Annotated in this window: 11 protein-coding genes; 4 read left to right on the forward strand and 7 right to left on the reverse strand. The window is 67.6% G+C overall.

What is annotated here, in order from left to right; all coding sequences use genetic code 11:
• Nucleotides 1-89: 89 nt before the first annotated feature.
• The 7 genes from AB0M65_RS34435 to AB0M65_RS34465 form a co-directional block, all read right to left on the reverse strand.
• Nucleotides 90-1,337: a GrpB family protein gene (locus AB0M65_RS34435; RefSeq protein ID WP_364037396.1), complete on the reverse strand. Its 1,248-nt coding sequence runs from the start codon at nt 1,335-1,337 to the stop codon at nt 90-92.
• Between the two features lie 58 nt (nt 1,338-1,395).
• Complete coding sequence (locus AB0M65_RS34440; protein ID WP_364037423.1) at nt 1,396-2,226, reverse strand: shikimate dehydrogenase; 831 nt, start codon at nt 2,224-2,226, stop codon at nt 1,396-1,398.
• A gap of 13 nt (nt 2,227-2,239) precedes the next feature.
• A complete protein-coding gene (gene mltG, locus AB0M65_RS34445) occupies nt 2,240-3,682 on the reverse strand; it encodes an endolytic transglycosylase MltG (RefSeq protein ID WP_364037399.1) in 1,443 nt (480 codons plus the stop codon).
• Between the two features lie 341 nt (nt 3,683-4,023).
• On the reverse strand, nt 4,024-4,527 hold the full coding sequence (gene ruvX, locus AB0M65_RS34450; RefSeq protein ID WP_364037402.1) for a Holliday junction resolvase RuvX: 504 nt from the start codon (nt 4,525-4,527) through the stop codon (nt 4,024-4,026).
• Nucleotides 4,520-7,183 carry an alanine--tRNA ligase gene (gene alaS, locus AB0M65_RS34455; RefSeq protein WP_364037405.1) on the reverse strand — a complete coding sequence of 888 codons (2,664 nt, stop codon included), beginning with the start codon at nt 7,181-7,183 and terminating at the stop codon, nt 4,520-4,522. The genes ruvX and alaS overlap by 8 nt, the downstream gene beginning before the upstream one ends.
• 93 nt (nt 7,184-7,276) lie before the next feature.
• Nucleotides 7,277-7,585, reverse strand: a complete 309-nt coding sequence (locus AB0M65_RS34460; RefSeq protein ID WP_364037408.1) for a hypothetical protein — start codon at nt 7,583-7,585, stop codon at nt 7,277-7,279.
• Nucleotides 7,582-7,980, reverse strand: coding sequence for a DUF948 domain-containing protein (locus tag AB0M65_RS34465; protein ID WP_364037411.1), 399 nt, complete (start codon nt 7,978-7,980; stop codon nt 7,582-7,584). Before AB0M65_RS34465 ends, AB0M65_RS34460 begins: the two co-directional genes overlap by 4 nt.
• A gap of 193 nt (nt 7,981-8,173) precedes the next feature.
• Here AB0M65_RS34465 and AB0M65_RS34470 point away from each other — a divergent pair, with 193 nt between their 5' ends.
• From AB0M65_RS34470 to AB0M65_RS34485, 4 genes are all read left to right on the forward strand, one after another.
• Nucleotides 8,174-10,240, forward strand: coding sequence for a phosphocholine-specific phospholipase C (locus AB0M65_RS34470; protein WP_364037414.1), 2,067 nt, complete (start codon nt 8,174-8,176; stop codon nt 10,238-10,240).
• A 57-nt stretch (nt 10,241-10,297) separates the two neighbouring features.
• Nucleotides 10,298-10,909: a VOC family protein gene (locus AB0M65_RS34475; protein ID WP_364037426.1), complete on the forward strand. Its 612-nt coding sequence runs from the start codon at nt 10,298-10,300 to the stop codon at nt 10,907-10,909.
• 10 nt (nt 10,910-10,919) lie between these two features.
• Nucleotides 10,920-12,002, forward strand: coding sequence for a hypothetical protein (locus AB0M65_RS34480; RefSeq protein WP_364037417.1), 1,083 nt, complete (start codon nt 10,920-10,922; stop codon nt 12,000-12,002).
• 126 nt (nt 12,003-12,128) lie between these two features.
• The gene (locus AB0M65_RS34485) at nt 12,129-14,537 is read left to right on the forward strand and encodes a glycosyl hydrolase family 18 protein (RefSeq protein WP_364037420.1); all 2,409 of its coding nucleotides are present in this window, start codon (nt 12,129-12,131) and stop codon (nt 14,535-14,537) included.
• The last annotated feature ends 500 nt before the right edge of the window (nt 14,538-15,037 follow it).

Below are 15,037 nucleotides of genomic sequence, written 5' to 3' on the forward strand. Positions count from 1 at the left end.
GGGGAACTCCAGGTGCGATCGTCGGGCCACGAACCTCCAGCTTCCCCTCCACCCCGCCTTCACGCGGGACGCGCCGGGGAGGGGCGGGACTACCGAACGGTCCGGAAGTACAGGAACCGTGGCTTCGTCCGCAGGCTCGCGTACCAGCGCGGGTCGGATTCGGCCATGACCTCCTCCGGCATCGGCTCCACCAGCCTGTCGACGGCGAACCCGGCGTCCCGCACCGCGCCGAAGGTCCAGCTCAGTGGCCGCCGGTAGAACCGCACCTGCTGCCCCGGCGGAAATTCGTCCTCGAGCAGTTCGAGCTGGAAGTAGTTGTTCTTCTCGAACCAGTGCCAGTCTTCGCCGGGGTGGTGCACCGAGAACACCAGCAGCCCGCCCGGCTTCAGCACCCGCCGGAACTCAGCCAGCGTCGGCCCCCATTCCTTCAGGTAGTGCAGCACCAGCGACGCCGTGATGACGTCGATCGAGCCGTCTTCGACGAACGTCAGCGGCCGGGACACGTCCGCCGTCTCGAACCGGGCGACGTCCCCGAACTTCTCCCGAGCGATGGCGACCATGCCCGCGCTGGCGTCGACGCCGAGGACGTCCGCGTCCCTCGCCGCGAGCAGGGCGCTGAGGTGTCCCGCCGCGCAGCCGACGTCGAGCACTCGTTTGCCCGCGACATCGCCTGCCAGTTCGACGATGGCGGGGCGGTCGTAGTGGGCGTTGGTGCTGCTGGTTTCGGCGTGCGCGGCGTAAAGCCGGGCGAAGCCGTCGTACTGGGCGGCGCGCGCCCGTTCGACGATCTCGTCGATCACCTGGGTTTTGGCGTCGGCGTACTGCTGGATGTACTTCCAGGTGCGCGCGGCCAGTTCGCGTTTCTTGGCTTCGTAGAGCTTCAGTTCGTCCTCGTGCGCGATCAACCGGTCGCGAAAGAGACGATAGCGCTCGGTCTGGCCATTGTCCGGCGAGTAGACATGCAGGTTGATGTTCGTGTCCGGGCCCTTGAAACAGCGGTGCTTCTCCCAGTCCGGCTCACGGATGACGAGCTTGTAGCCCTTCGCCTCCAACTGCGGCACGTACGCGCCCTCGTCGTTCGAATCCGCGACGATGAGCATGATGTCGATGATCGGCTTCGCGCAGAGCCCGGGCACCGACGTGGAGCCGACGTGCTCCAGCACCAGCGCGCGCTCCCCCAGGATTCCCCTGATGCGCTTGACTTCCCGGTCGAACAGTTCGGGCCACGCCGGGTCGTATTCGGCCAGGGTGACGGTGGAATTCATTACCGGAGCCTGATCGACCCACGCGTCGTTGATGTCGTCTTCGGTGTAGTCGTCTCGATCGGGTTTAGGCATTGACCCCTTGTTCCTCTCTCAAGGCAGTCGGCCAGATTATCGAACCCGAACGATCTTGTCAGCTGATCGGCAGAGAAAGGATTCCGCCGGTCGCCTCGCGCAGCGCGTCCCGCATCGCCGCTCGCGGAGCGGGCTGACCGGTGAAGTACTCGGACTGCCCGAAAGCCTGGTGCAGCAACATGTCCAGCCCGGTCGCCAGGCGGCCACCGCGATCGGCGACGGCTTCGGCGAGCGCCGTCGGCCAAGGGTGGTAGATGACGTCGAGGACGCAGCCGACGCTTGCCAGCTCAACCAGATGCGGCCGGACGGCGTCCGGGGGCACGGTGTTCACCAGCACCGCCGAGCCCGCCGCGAGCTTCCCGAAATCGGCGTCGGACCAGCGAAGGACCTCGACGTCGAGCCCGGCCCGCTTCGCCGCCTCGACCGTCTCCCCGGCCCGCGTGGGGTCGCGTACGACCAACCGCACGGTCCGCACGCCGAGCGCCGCCAGTCCGACGACGGCCGCCGCGGCCGTGCCACCCGCGCCGAGGACGACGGCCGCGTCGTCGTGGCCTGGCGAGTACCCACCGGCGATCCGCAATGCCTCGGTGACCCCGTCGACGTCGGTGCAGTCGGCCAGCCAGCCGGTTTCCCGGCGCACCAGCGTGTTCGCCGCGCCGACGGCCCCCGCCCGCGGCGTGACCTCGTCGGCGAACTCCAGCGCGGCTCGTTTCCCGGGCATGGTCACCGAAAGCCCGGTCCATTCCGGACCGAGGCCGCGCACGAAACCGGGCAACCCAGGGCCGTCCATTTCGACCCGCTCGTAGGTCCAGCCGTCCAGTCCCAGCGCGCGGAAGGCGGCACCGTGCAGCACGGGCGAAAGCGAGTGTTCGACCGGTTTCCCGAGGATCGCGGCCTTGCGGTCAGTAGACGCCACGGCGCTCTGCGTCCGCCCTGTTCGCGTTGTGCTGGTCGTTCGTCACCGCGAAGCAGGAAAGCCCGTTCTTCTCGCATTTGACGAAGAACAGCCAGTCTCCCGCGGGGGGCTTGAGCGCGGCCTGGATCGCGTCCGCGCTCGGCACCGAAATCGGCGTCGGCGGCAGGCCGATGATGCGATAGGTGTTGTAGGCACCCGCTTTTTCCCGGTCCGCACCCTGGGTCAGCAGGGTCGGCCGGTCCAGGACGTAGTTGACCGTCGAGTCCATTTCGAGCTTCATCTTCTCGTCGAGCCGGTTGTAGACGACCCGCGAAATCTTCCCGAAGTCGGCCTTCACCGCTTCGCGTTCGATGATCGACGCGATGATGAGCGTCTGGTACGGCGTCTTCCCGGCACCCGTGGACTGATCGCTCAGCCCGGCGTCGAGGATGCGCTTCGCCGAGGTCTTCACGACGTCGGTGAGCAGTTCTTCGGCCGTCCAGCCGGGCTTGATGTTGTAGATGCCCGCGGCGATCAGCCCTTCGAGCCGCCGGTCCTTGTGCTCGGCCTTCGTGGCGGACTCGGCGGCCCACGACGGGACGCCCAGCTTCGCCAGATCCGCCGTCTCGATCGTCTTGCGCAGTTCCTCGACCGGGACACAGGTGCTCGTGCCGTTCAGATCGGCGCAGGACGCCTTGGACAGCAAGGTGTAGATACCCGGCGTCACCTTGCCGTCGGGCTGGGTGATGTCGTGGAACTGGGTGTACGGCCGGATTTCGACCTGGCCGACCTTCGACGCGGCCGCGGTCATCTTCTCGACCGCGCTGGCACCGGACATCTTCGTCTTCATGACGTAGTAGCCCTGCTGGAGCCGCGAGACGGCGGTGTTGTCCTCGCCCGCCTTCACGAACGCCTTGCCGCTGGCGACCACACCGGCCGCCTGCAACCGGTTGCCGATCGCCGACGTCGAGTCGCCCTTTTCGACCTGGACCAGGACATCGCTCTCGCCGGAGCCTTCGTAGTCGTCGTAGCCGAAGATCTCGGTGAAACCGTAATACGCGCCACCGGCGAGAAGGACGAGCACGACCAGTGCGGCGACCCAGCCCAGCGCGCGCTTCTTCTTGCGCTTCTTGGGCGGCGGTCCCTGACGTTCCGGGCGCTCGTCCTCGATGCGCTCGGGCTCCGCGCGGTCGTCGTCCTCGAAGTCCTTGTCGTCTTCGTAATCGTCGTAGTCCTCGTACTCGTCGTACGCGTCTTCGCCGAAGATCTCGTCGTACTCCTCCTCGCTGCCTTGAGCAGGCGGAGGAGCCGCGCCGGGGCGCCGGGCCAGCGGCGCCTCCTGTATCGCGGGAATGATGTCGGTCGGCCGCTCGTCCGGAAGCGGGCCGTCGTCCTCGCGGCGCCTGCGGCGGCCGGGACGGGGCGGCTCGTCCTGGGCATACGCGGGCATGCCGATACCGCGGTCACCCGGCTGGGGGGACCGCCGGGGCGGCGCGGGAGGCGGCGCGACGGGCGGCAACGGTGCCGCCGGTTCCGGGGCCCGCCTCGGAACCGGACGCTGCACGCGAGGCGGCGGAGGCGGAGGCTGTTCTTCGGGAGCCGCCCGGCGGCGACGCGGCGGCGGAACGTCTTCGGGCTCCTGCCGGACGTGCCGTCGGCGGGCAACGGGCTCCACCGGCGGCTGGGGTTCTGGCCGTCGACTCGGCGGAGCCGGGGGTTGGACGTCCTCCTCAGGCTCCCGCAGCCGTCGTCTACCGCCCTGCCGGCGTTCGGGCCGGCCGTGGGGCTCGGTCATGTATCGCCCTTCCGTGCGCGATGTGCCGCTACCGCGTCGATCCACGCCTGCAGGATCTCGACCGCGGCCGCCTGATCGACGACGTCACGTTGCTTGCGTCCCTTCACCCCACGCTGCGACAGCATCCTGGATGCCGTCACCGTGGTCAACCGCTCGTCGGCCAGCCGCACCGGCACCGGAGCGATCTTGACCGCGACCTTGTCGGCGTAGTTCAACGCCGCTTCGGCCGCCGGGCCATGACGGTCCTTGAGCGTCCTCGGCAAGCCGACGACGACTTCGACCACGTCGTGTTCCGTGACGAGTTCGACGAGCTGGTCGACGTCTTTGTCGCCCGCCGCGTCGCGAGTGAGGGTAACGAGCGGGCTGGCGAGGATGGGGCCGGGATCGCTGAGTGCGATCCCGACCCGGACGGATCCGACATCCACGCCAAGCCGCCTGCCGCGTCCCGGATCGGACTCTCCTGGCCGATCCGGGCGCCGCTGGGGGGCGTCGTCAGCCAACTTGGGCGACCGCCGCGCGCAGTGAGGCGATGGCCTGCTCGGCACCGGCCGGGTTGGTGCCACCGCCCTGGGCCATATCCGGCTTGCCGCCCCCGCGGCCGCCGATCGCCTCGGCGAACGACGGGACGAGCTTGCCCGCCGCGATGCCCTTCTCCTGGGCCGCCTTGGTGGTCGCGACGACGAAGGCGACCTTCTCGCCCTGCGGCGCGAACAGCGCGACGACGCCGGGGCGGGTGCCGAGCCTGCCGCGGATGTCCGAAGCCAGCGCACGCAGACCGTTCGAGTCGACGCCTTCGCCGAGCATCTGGGCGACGACCGCGATCCCGCCGATGTCCTGGGCCTTGTCCGCGAGCGCACCGGCCGAACCGAGCACCTGCCGCGTGCGCAGCTGCTCGATCTCCTTCTCGGCGTTCTTGAGCCGGGTGAGGACGTCGTCGATACGCGACGGCAGCTGGTCCGACGGCACCTTGAAGGTGCTCGCGAGCTGCGAGACGAGCAGCTGCTCCTTACGGACGTACTTGAGCGCGTCCGTACCGACCAGCGCCTCGACGCGGTGCACGCCGGAACCGATCGACGAGTCGCCGACGAGCTTCACCAGGCCGAGCTGGCCGATGCGGTCGACGTGGGTGCCACCGCACAGTTCGCGGGAGTACTCGCCCATGTCGACGACGCGGACGTCGTTGCCGTACTTCTCGCCGAACAACGCGACCGCACCCAGTTCGAGGGCCTTGTCCTTCGTGGTGACGAAGGTGTTCACCTCGACGTTGGTCTGAAGGTAGTCGTTGACCTCCTGCTCGACCTCGGTCAGCACGTCGGTCGAGACACCGCCGGAGGTGGTGAAGTCAAACCGCATGCGGCCCGGCGAGTTGAGCGAACCGGCCTGCGCCGCGCGCTTGCCATACGCGCCGCGCACGGCCGCGTGGACCAGGTGCGTCGCGGAGTGCGAGCGCTCGATCGACAGGCGGCGGTGCTGGTCGACCGAACCGGTCAGCGCGCTGCCGATGCCGACCTCGCCGTCGAGCACCTCGACGCGGTGCACGAACAGGCCCGGCACGATCTTCTGCACGTCGTGGACCTTGAGTTCGACGCCGTCACCGAGCAGCACGCCGGTGTCGGCGACCTGGCCACCGCTTTCGGCGTAGAACGGCGTGCGGTCGAGGATCAGCTCCGCTTTCTTGCCCGCGCCGACGCTACGGACCGGGACGCCGTCTTCGAGCAGCGCGACGACCTTCGCATCGGCCTGCAGGTCGCTGTAGCCGAGGAACTCGGTCTCACCGTGCTGTTCGAGCACCTTGCGGTACTCGGACAGGTCGCCGTGGCCGGTCTTGCGCGACGCCGCGTCGGCCTTCGCGCGCTGCCGCTGCTCGTTCATGAGCGTGCGGAAGCCCTCTTCGTCGACGGTCAGGCCCTGCTCGGACGCCATCTCCAGGGTGAGGTCGATCGGGAAGCCGTAGGTGTCGTGCAGCTGGAACGCCTTGTCACCGGCCAGCAGCGAACCGCCTTCGCGTTTGGTCTCCTCGGCCGCGAGGTCGAAGATGCGCGAACCGCTGGTCAGCGTCGCGAGGAAGGCCTCTTCCTCGACACGCACGACGTCCTCGATCCGGTCGAAGCCGGAGAGCAGCTCGGGGTAGGTCGGGCCCATCGTGTCGCGGACGACCGCGGCGAAGGCGGGCAGCACCGGCTCGTGCACGCCGAGCAGGCGCGCGGAGCGGACGATGCGGCGCAGCAGGCGGCGCAGCACGTAACCGCGGCCGTCGTTGCCCGGGGTGACGCCGTCACCGATCAGCAGCACGCCGGTGCGGGCGTGGTCGGCGATGACGCGGAAGCGGACGTCGTCGGTGTGGTCGCTGCCGTAGCGACGGCCGGAGAACTCCTCGGCGCGGCCGATCACCGGGCGGACGAGGTCGGTCTCGTAGACGTTCTCGACGCCCTGCAGGATCGTCGCGACGCGCTCGACACCCATGCCGGTGTCGATGTTCTTCTTCGGCAGCTCGCCGATCGGCTTGTGGCCGTGCTTCGGGCTCTTGTCGCCCCGCACGTCCTGCATGAAGACGAGGTTCCAGATCTCGATGTAGCGATCCTCGTCGGCGACCGGGCCACCCTCGCGGCCGTAGTCCGGGCCGCGGTCGTAGTAGATCTCCGAGCACGGGCCGCCGGGACCGGGTACGCCCATGTCCCAGTAGTTGTCCTTGCCGTCACGGGCCTGGATGCGCTCGCCGGGCAGGCCGGTGAGCTTCTTCCACAGACCGGCCGCTTCGGCGTCGTCCTCGTAGACGGTCGCCCAGATCCGCGCCGGGTCGAGGCCGTAGCCGCCGTCGCTCTGGGACTTGGTGATCAGCTCCCAGGCCGCCTCGATGGCGCCTTCCTTGAAGTAGTCACCGAAGGAGAAGTTGCCTGCCATCTGGAAGAACGTGTTGTGCCGGGTGGTCTTGCCGACCTCGTCGATGTCCGGCGTGCGGACGCATTTCTGGACGCTGGTCGCGCGCGGGTACGGCGGCGGGACCTCGCCGAGGAAGTACGGCTTGAACTGGACCATGCCGGCGTTGACGAACAGCAGGTTCGGGTCGTCGAGGATGAGGGGCGCGCTGGGCACCCGCGTATGACCCTTGTTCTCGAAATGGCTTAAAAAGCGCTGGGTGATTTCGTGTGTTTCCACGGGTTCGTCCTTGTATACGGGCTCGCGCGAAGGCGCTGGGATTTGCTGGCAGGCGGGAACGGCGGGGGGCTTCGGCGCGCGGACGCGACCCGATCAGCCCTCCGCCCGGCGAGCTCGCCGGGCCGGGCGCCGCGGCTGTGCCGCGTGCCTTCCCGCGGCCTCGGGGGCCGTGCTCAAGCCGGAACGTTCGGACACCATGTCGTGCAACTCCTGCTCCCGTTCGCTCATCCCGGCGCGGACCTCCGCGCCGAACGAACCGACGGCACCCGCGAGTTCCCGCATGGCGTCGCCCAGGTTCGAGGCTATCCCCGCGGGCGTCGCCTGGCGAGCGGTTTCAGTCGCTTTGCGTGACAGGGCGACCCCTGCGACCACGCCGACGCCGAGCCAGAACAGGCGCTTCACTTCCGGCCCCGCTTCCGGGCCGGGCGCGCCGCCTTCGCTTCCGCCCTCTTGCGACGGGCCTTGATGGCCTTGCTGATGCCGTACGACAGCGCGGCCGTCTTCACCAGCGGCCCGCCCAGCGTCGCGGTGAAGACCGACGACAGCGCGGACACGTTGCCGCTGACGGCCTGCGCGTTGGCCGTGATGCCGTCGACACGCTCGAGTTGCGTGTTGACGTGCGTGATCGTCTCGTTCGCGCCGATCAGCAGCGGGTCGGTGTTCTCGTGCGCCTTGCGGATGGCGATCGTGGCCTCGTCCAGCGTCCGGCCGGCTTTGAACAGCACGATCCCCAGCAACCCGACCAGCACGACAAACGCTCCTGCGGCGATCAGCGCGGCGATCTGCCCAGCCGACACGGGCCCTCCTCAAGGGTCTGCAATCTTTGGTGCCCGTGAGGTTACCGCCCCGCCGGCCGTTCGGCGGTGTCACCCCGCCGGACCGTCACTCAGTGCAGTGAACCGGGCCGGGAAGCGTGGCGAACGCTGTTCGCCTTGAGGACGACCTGTTCGGTTCTTGTGCCGTTCACGTTGCTCGGCGAAGGTCGCGCGCATGCCTGAACTGTCACGCCGCACCTTGCTCGGCGCCACCGGCGCCGCGGCCGCCACCACCCTCCTGCCCCCGTCCGTGCACGCCGCGATGGCCGAGCCCATGCGGCGCGGCGGACTCGGCGCCATCGAACACGTCATCGTGCTCATGCAGGAGAACCGGTCGTTCGACCACTACTACGGCAGCCTGCGCGGCGTCCGGGGCTTCTCCGACAGCCATCCGCTCGAACTGCCGTCGGGGAAATCGGTATTCGAGCAGCCGAACCCCGCCGGTGGCACCGTGCTGCCGTTCTCGCTGCGCAAGGCGGCCGAACTCGACGGCCGGAAACCGGACGACATCCAGTACCTCGGCGATCTCGACCACAGCTGGAACGGCAGCGGCAAGGCGTGGGCGCGCGGCTGGAACAACGGCTGGATCTCGGCGAAGACGCCCGCCACGATGACGTACTACGAGCGCCGCGACATCGCATTGCAGTACGAACTCGCGGACACGTTCACCATCTGCGACGCCTACCACTGCTCGATCTTCGGTTCGACCAACCCGAACCGGAACTTCCTCTGGAGCGGGACCACGGGCTTCGAACCGGGCAGCACCACGAACCGCGCGGTCACGAACGCGGCGTACTCCTACGACCACAAGGGTTACGACTGGACGACTTATCCCGAGCGTCTCGAGGCCGCCGGGGTGCCGTGGCAGATCTACCAGGAGTGGGACAACTTCACCGACAACGCTGTCGAGTACTTCGTGCCGTTCAAGAAGGTCGGCACGAAGATCCTCGCTTCGGTCGAGGAGAAGTTCCGTACCACCGAGGAGTTCTACGACAACCTTCTCAAGAAGACCCCCGAAGAGCGCGCGAAGCTGCTGAAGCAGTTCGACGCCGGTGTCGCCACGCTGACGCCCGCCGAGCGCAACCTGTTCAAGAAGGCCATGTACCGCAGCGAGCCGGAGACGCTGGTGACCCGGCTGAAGGCGGACATCCAGGCGCGACGGCTGCCCGCGGTGTCCTGGCTGGTGCCGTCCGCCGTGGACTCCGAGCACCCCGGCGCGTCCACCCCGGTCGGCAGCGCGAACCTGATCTACCGGGTACTCGACGCACTCGCGTCCGACCGGGAGACCTGGTCGAAAACGGTGCTGCTGATCAACTTCGACGAGAACGACGGCTACTTCGACCACGTGCCGCCGCCGATGCCGCCGGGCAACGCGGCGAACGACGCGGACCACTTCAACGGTCAGCCGCTCGGCTTCGGCCCGCGTGTGCCGATGACGGTCGTCTCGCCGTGGTCCATCGGTGGGAACGTCGACTCGACCGTGTACGACCACACCTCGGTACTGCGGTTCCTGGAGCGCTGGACCGGGATCGCGGAGCCGAACATCAGCAAGTGGCGGCGGACCGTCGCGGGCGACCTCACCGGCGCTTTCGACTTCTCGCGCGGTGGACGTCAGCCGCGGGTGACGCGGCCCGGCCCGGTACCCGCGCCGATCAGCCGCTGGCGTCCGTCCGCTCCGGCCGAGCAGGCCCTGCCGGTGGCCGAACCCGGCGACCGTCCGGCGCGTCCGTTGCCGTACCAGGTTTCGGTGTCCGGCGCGGTGGACAAGACGGGGAACTTGGCACTGTCGCTGGCGAACAGCGGCTCGTCGTCGGCGCATTTCGCGCTGTACCCGTACAAGGGCGAATTCCCCGAGCCCGCGCACCGCGATGTCCGCGGTGAGGCTCCGGAGGTCGTTCGCCTGGCGGGAGACGACTATCGCGTCGTCGTCCAGGGGCCGAACCGGGCGTGGTGGGAATTCCGCGGGAACCGTAAGGGTGCGGCGGCGGGTGTCGATGTCCGGACGCGCTTCCTGACTTGGCGTTCCGGCGTCGAGTTCAAGCTGTCGAACTCGGGTTCCTCGGCGCTGACGCTGCGGCTGTCGTCGTCGCGGTTCACGCGGGTGGTGCGGGTCGGTGCCGGGCGTTCGGTCACTGTGGACTGGCCGGTTTCGGGTGGCTGGTACGACGTTCGCGTGACGGCGGACGGGGATGCGTCGTTCCTGCGGACGTTGACGGGGCGCGTGGAGAACGGTCGCCGCTAAAGACTCGTGAGTGATTTGGGTCGTTAGAACGACCCAAATCACTCACGAGCTCTAGTCCTGGGCTGGAAAAGGGACGGCACCGTCGTGGCGCCGACCGACGACACCGGTTTCCGGCTCCGTTTCATTCCGGCGGAGGAACCGAAGACCCGCCAGAACCAGATGCATTTCGACCTGACGAGCAAATCCCTCGAAGACCAGGAGCGGACGGTCGCGAAAGCACTCGGGCTCGGCGGCCGTCATCTCGACATCGGCCAGCTCCCCGAGGAGGAGCACGTGGTGCTCGCCGACCCCGAGGGCAACGAGTTCTGCGTCATCGAGCCGGGTAATTCCTTCCTCGCCGAATGCGGCTTCGTCGGCGCGGTCGCGAGTGACGGTTCGCGGGAAGTGGGCTATTTCTGGAGTAAGGCGCTGAATTGGCCGCTGGTCTGGGACCACGACCAGGAGACCGCGATCCGGTCGCCGCACGGCGGTCCGAAGATCACCTGGGGCGGCCCGCCGTTCACCCCGAAATCCGGACCGAACCGGTTGCGTTTCGATCTCGGTGGCTCCCTCGCGGAAGTCGACCGGCTCGTCTCGCTCGGCGCGACCCGCCTCGGTACCGATGCGAGCGGCCGGGTGGAAATGACCGATCCCGACGGCAACGAGTTTTCTGTCGTGGTTCCCGGATAGCCTCCGCCGCATGGACATGAGAACCGCGGCCGAGACCCTCGCCGCCGGGGAACGCTTCAGCGCCTGGGACATGGCCGACGCCGGACCGGACGATCTTCCCGAACTGCGCGAAATCCGGCGAACCGGGAAGCCCGCGCTGCGCAACGCTGCACGCGCGTTGCTTTTCGCCTTGGGTGGTCCGGAAGCACTCGGCGAATACGATCTCGCGCTCGTCCGGCGTCTGATCCGGGTGCGGCTCCTCGACGACGTCCCGGTCCCGATGCGCGGATGCGAGTTCTGGTACGCCATCCCGACCGCCGACCAGGCCGCGGTGCTCGACGCGTTCGGACTGTCCGACGCGGAACCGGTGACCATGTCGCTGGGCACCGAGATCTGGAATCAGCACTACCTCGGCGCGCCCGGGCATCAGCGGTGCGCGCGGGTCTATGTCAGCCCGGCGCTCGACGGCTGGACGCTGGTTTTCGGCGAGCCGTCGGACGACCAGCACCCGGCGGGCATCACCGACGAACGTTCCTGGAGCATCGAGCCGCGCGAGCAGTACCAGGCCATGCTCGCGAACGAAAAGGCCCACCGTGAGGTACGCCGGGCGAGGTGCGTCGAATTGAGCCGCCGGTTCGGCGCGGCACAGCTGTACTTCCGCAGTCACGGCGACTCGATGACCTCTTGGTGCATAGCCGAAAAAGGCGAACTGGTCCGGCTCTACGACGTCTCCGCGCCGGAGGAATCGGTCGGCGAACTCACGGCCGAAAACGGCTACCTGCTCCCCCATGAAGACACCCCGCTGCCCGAAGGCTGGGCCGACGACATCCCGCACACCGAAGACCCCTTGGATTGGCAACGGGAATTCGTCCGGCGATACCGGCGGCTGAAGGCGGAACTCGGGATTCCGGACCACTGCGACGCGGACACGATCGCCGAGGCGCTGTCCGTGCACCCCGCCAAGATCGGCCCGCACACCCGTGTCGAGGGAAATGGCGTAATAGCACTGACGAGATGTGGCCGGGAGTATGGCCACCCACGCACTTTGTTGAGGCGCCTGACATATCTGCCCGCACCCGAACAGCCCTCGATCTTCGGCGAAGACCAGACCTGACGGACCACAGGTCCGCTCCGCTCTACGACACCGGATGGAAATTGGTCTACACCTATTGACGCGCGCCTGGTCAGCGGCCCAAGCTGCTGTGACCCGAGGGCCATCTTCCACTGTCGGAGGTTCGGCGTGCCAAGGAGAACCAGGAAACTACTCCCGCTGCTGGCGTCGCTCATCGCGCTGGCCGGACTCATGATCGTCGTCATCACCCCGTCCACGTCGAGCGCGGCAGGCAATGAGGATTGCCGCCCCGACGGTCTGTACCGGACACCCGGCGTCGACACCCCCTATTGCTCCGTCTACGACACCAACGGCCGGGAAAAGCTGGGAGACGAGCACTCCCGCCGCGTGATCGGCTACTTCACCAGCTGGCGCACCGGAAAGAACGGCGCACCGGCCTATCTGGTCAACAACATCCCGTGGTCGAAGGTGACCCACCTCAACTACGCGTTCGCCCATATCGACGCTCAGCACAAGGTTTCGGTCGGCGCCCCCGGCGCGAACAACGAGGCCATCGGCATGGAATGGCCGGGCGTGCCCGGCGCCGAGATGGATCCGTCGTTGCCCTACAAGGGACACTTCAATCTGCTGACCAAGTACAAGAAGCAGAATCCCAACGTGAAGTCGCTGATCTCGATCGGCGGCTGGGCGGAGACCGGCGGCTTCCTCAACCCGGACGGCACGCGTAACGCGTCGGGCGGGTTCTACAAGATGACGCAAAGCCAGGCGACCATCGACGTCTTCGCGGATTCCGTCGTGAAGTTCCTGCGCGACTACGGATTCAACGGCGCCGACATCGATTACGAGTACGCGACGTCGGCGAGCTACGCCGGCAACCCGGACGACTACTGGATCGCGCAGTCCAACCGCGGCACGCTGTGGACGGGCTACGAGAACCTGATGCGGACGCTGCGCGAGAAGATCGACCGGGCGGGTGCCGCCGACGGCAAGCACTACCTGCTGACCGCGGCCGTGCCCGCGTCCGGCTGGCTGCTGCGTGGCCAGGAGGTCTACGGCGTCACGCGGTATCTCGACTACGCCAACATGATGAGCTACGACCTGCACGGCGCGTGGAACCAGTTCGCCGGGCCGAACGCGGCGCTCTACGACAACGGCAAGGACGCGGAACTCGCGCACTGGCAGGTGTACACCACAGCGCAGTACGACGGGCAAGGCTATCTCAACACCGACTGGGCCTATCACTACTTCCGAGGCGCGATGCAAGCCGGCCGGATCAATATCGGCGTCGGGTTCTACACGCGCGGCTGGCAAGGAGTGAGCGGCGGGACGAACGGACTCTGGGGCAACGCTCCACTACCGGATCAGAAACAATGTCCACCAGGTACGGGCTCTCAAGTCGGGTCGACGGTGCCCTGCGGCAACGGCGCGATCGGCATCGACAACCTCTGGCACGACCTCGGTCTGGCAGGCGGTGAGGTACCGGCGGGCGCGAACCCCATGTGGCACGCCAAGAACCTCGAGAACGAGATCACCCCGGACTACCTGGAGGCATACGGGCTCACCCCCAAGACCGACCCGACGGACCGGGTTTCCGGCACCTACAACAGGTATTACGACAACACGATGGTGACGCCGTGGCTGTGGAACAACGACAAGAAGGTGTTCCTGTCCACTGAGGACGAAGAGTCGATCGCCACGAAGGCCAAGTACGTCGCCGACAAGGGCATCGGCGGCATCATGATCTGGGAACTGGCGGGCGACTACGCCTTCGACAACGCCAAGGGCCAGTACTTCATGGGTGAAACGCTGATCACGAAGATCAACGACGGCCTGCGCGGCGCCGCCCCGTACGGCAACACCAAGTCGTCGCGCCCCGCGCCGACATCCGTGCTCGACGTGAACGTCAACCTGACCGGCTTCGCGCTGGGCGACGCGAACTACCCGATCACCCCGAAGATGCGCGTCAAGAACAATTCGACCACCACCATCCCCGGTGGGACGAAGATCGAGTTCGACTACGGCACCAGCGCACCCGGCAGTATGTCCGACCAATCCGGCTACGGCCTCACCGTGGCGAGCAAGGGCCACAGCGGGCCCAACGTCGGCGGGCTGAAAGGGGACTTCCAGCACGTCGCGGTGACCGTGCCGAGCTGGCAGACCATCGCGCCGGGCGCCACGATCGAAGTTCAGCTGAACTACTACATGCCGATCGCGTCGCCGTCGAACTTCACGTTCACCTTCGGCGGGACCACCTACGCGCTCACGACGGACTACCCGCGTGGCGGCGGCGCCCCGCCGACGAGCACCACCACACCCACCACTACGACAGGTACGACGACCACGACCCCCACCACGACGACCAGTCCGACCACGACACGGACCACGACCACCACGCCAACGTCCACCACACCCACGACGACGACCACGGCGCCTTCCGACGCCTGGAAGCCGGACACCACCTACGCCACCGGCGCACGGGTGACCTACAACGGCGCGGCTTACGTGTGCCGCCAGGGTCACCGCTCGCTGACCGGCTGGGAGCCGCCGAACGTGCCGGCTCTCTGGACACCCGCCTGATCCGACCCGGCGGCACGCCATGAACGGGCCGTTCCTTGCGCATTTCGCAAGGAACGGCCCGTTCCTTGCATCGCTGGAGCGCCAGAAGGCTGTTGCTGGCGAGTCGTGAGTGGCGATTCGGGTCAGCACCAAGAGCGTCTTAGGTGCCTACTGGATTTTGCTGTGGCTGATTGCGGTCAGGGTCCGTGAAGGTCTCCTACCCTGACGGTAGTAAAGGAGGTTCACTACCTTCAGGTATCGCCGCTGTGGTCCCAGGTGCACAGCAAGCGCAGCGGCCGCGCGTGAAGGACTCCTTCCCTCGGCTCAGCCGAGGAAACTCGGCCTTCACACCTTGCCAAGTACAGGAAGTCCAGAGGCGCTACTCCAGGGCCGGGTCGGGCACGGGGCCGGACCTTTACGGGAGCAGGTTGCGAAAGTGGCTTTCGCAACGCGCCGGGCCCCCGGCAGTAGGCGGGGGCAAGTACGTGAAGGCCCCCTTGCTTGCGCTAGGCGCAAGCAAG

It is taken from the genome of Amycolatopsis sp. NPDC051071 (assembly GCF_040682875.1).
Lineage (GTDB): Bacteria > Actinomycetota > Actinomycetes > Mycobacteriales > Pseudonocardiaceae > Amycolatopsis.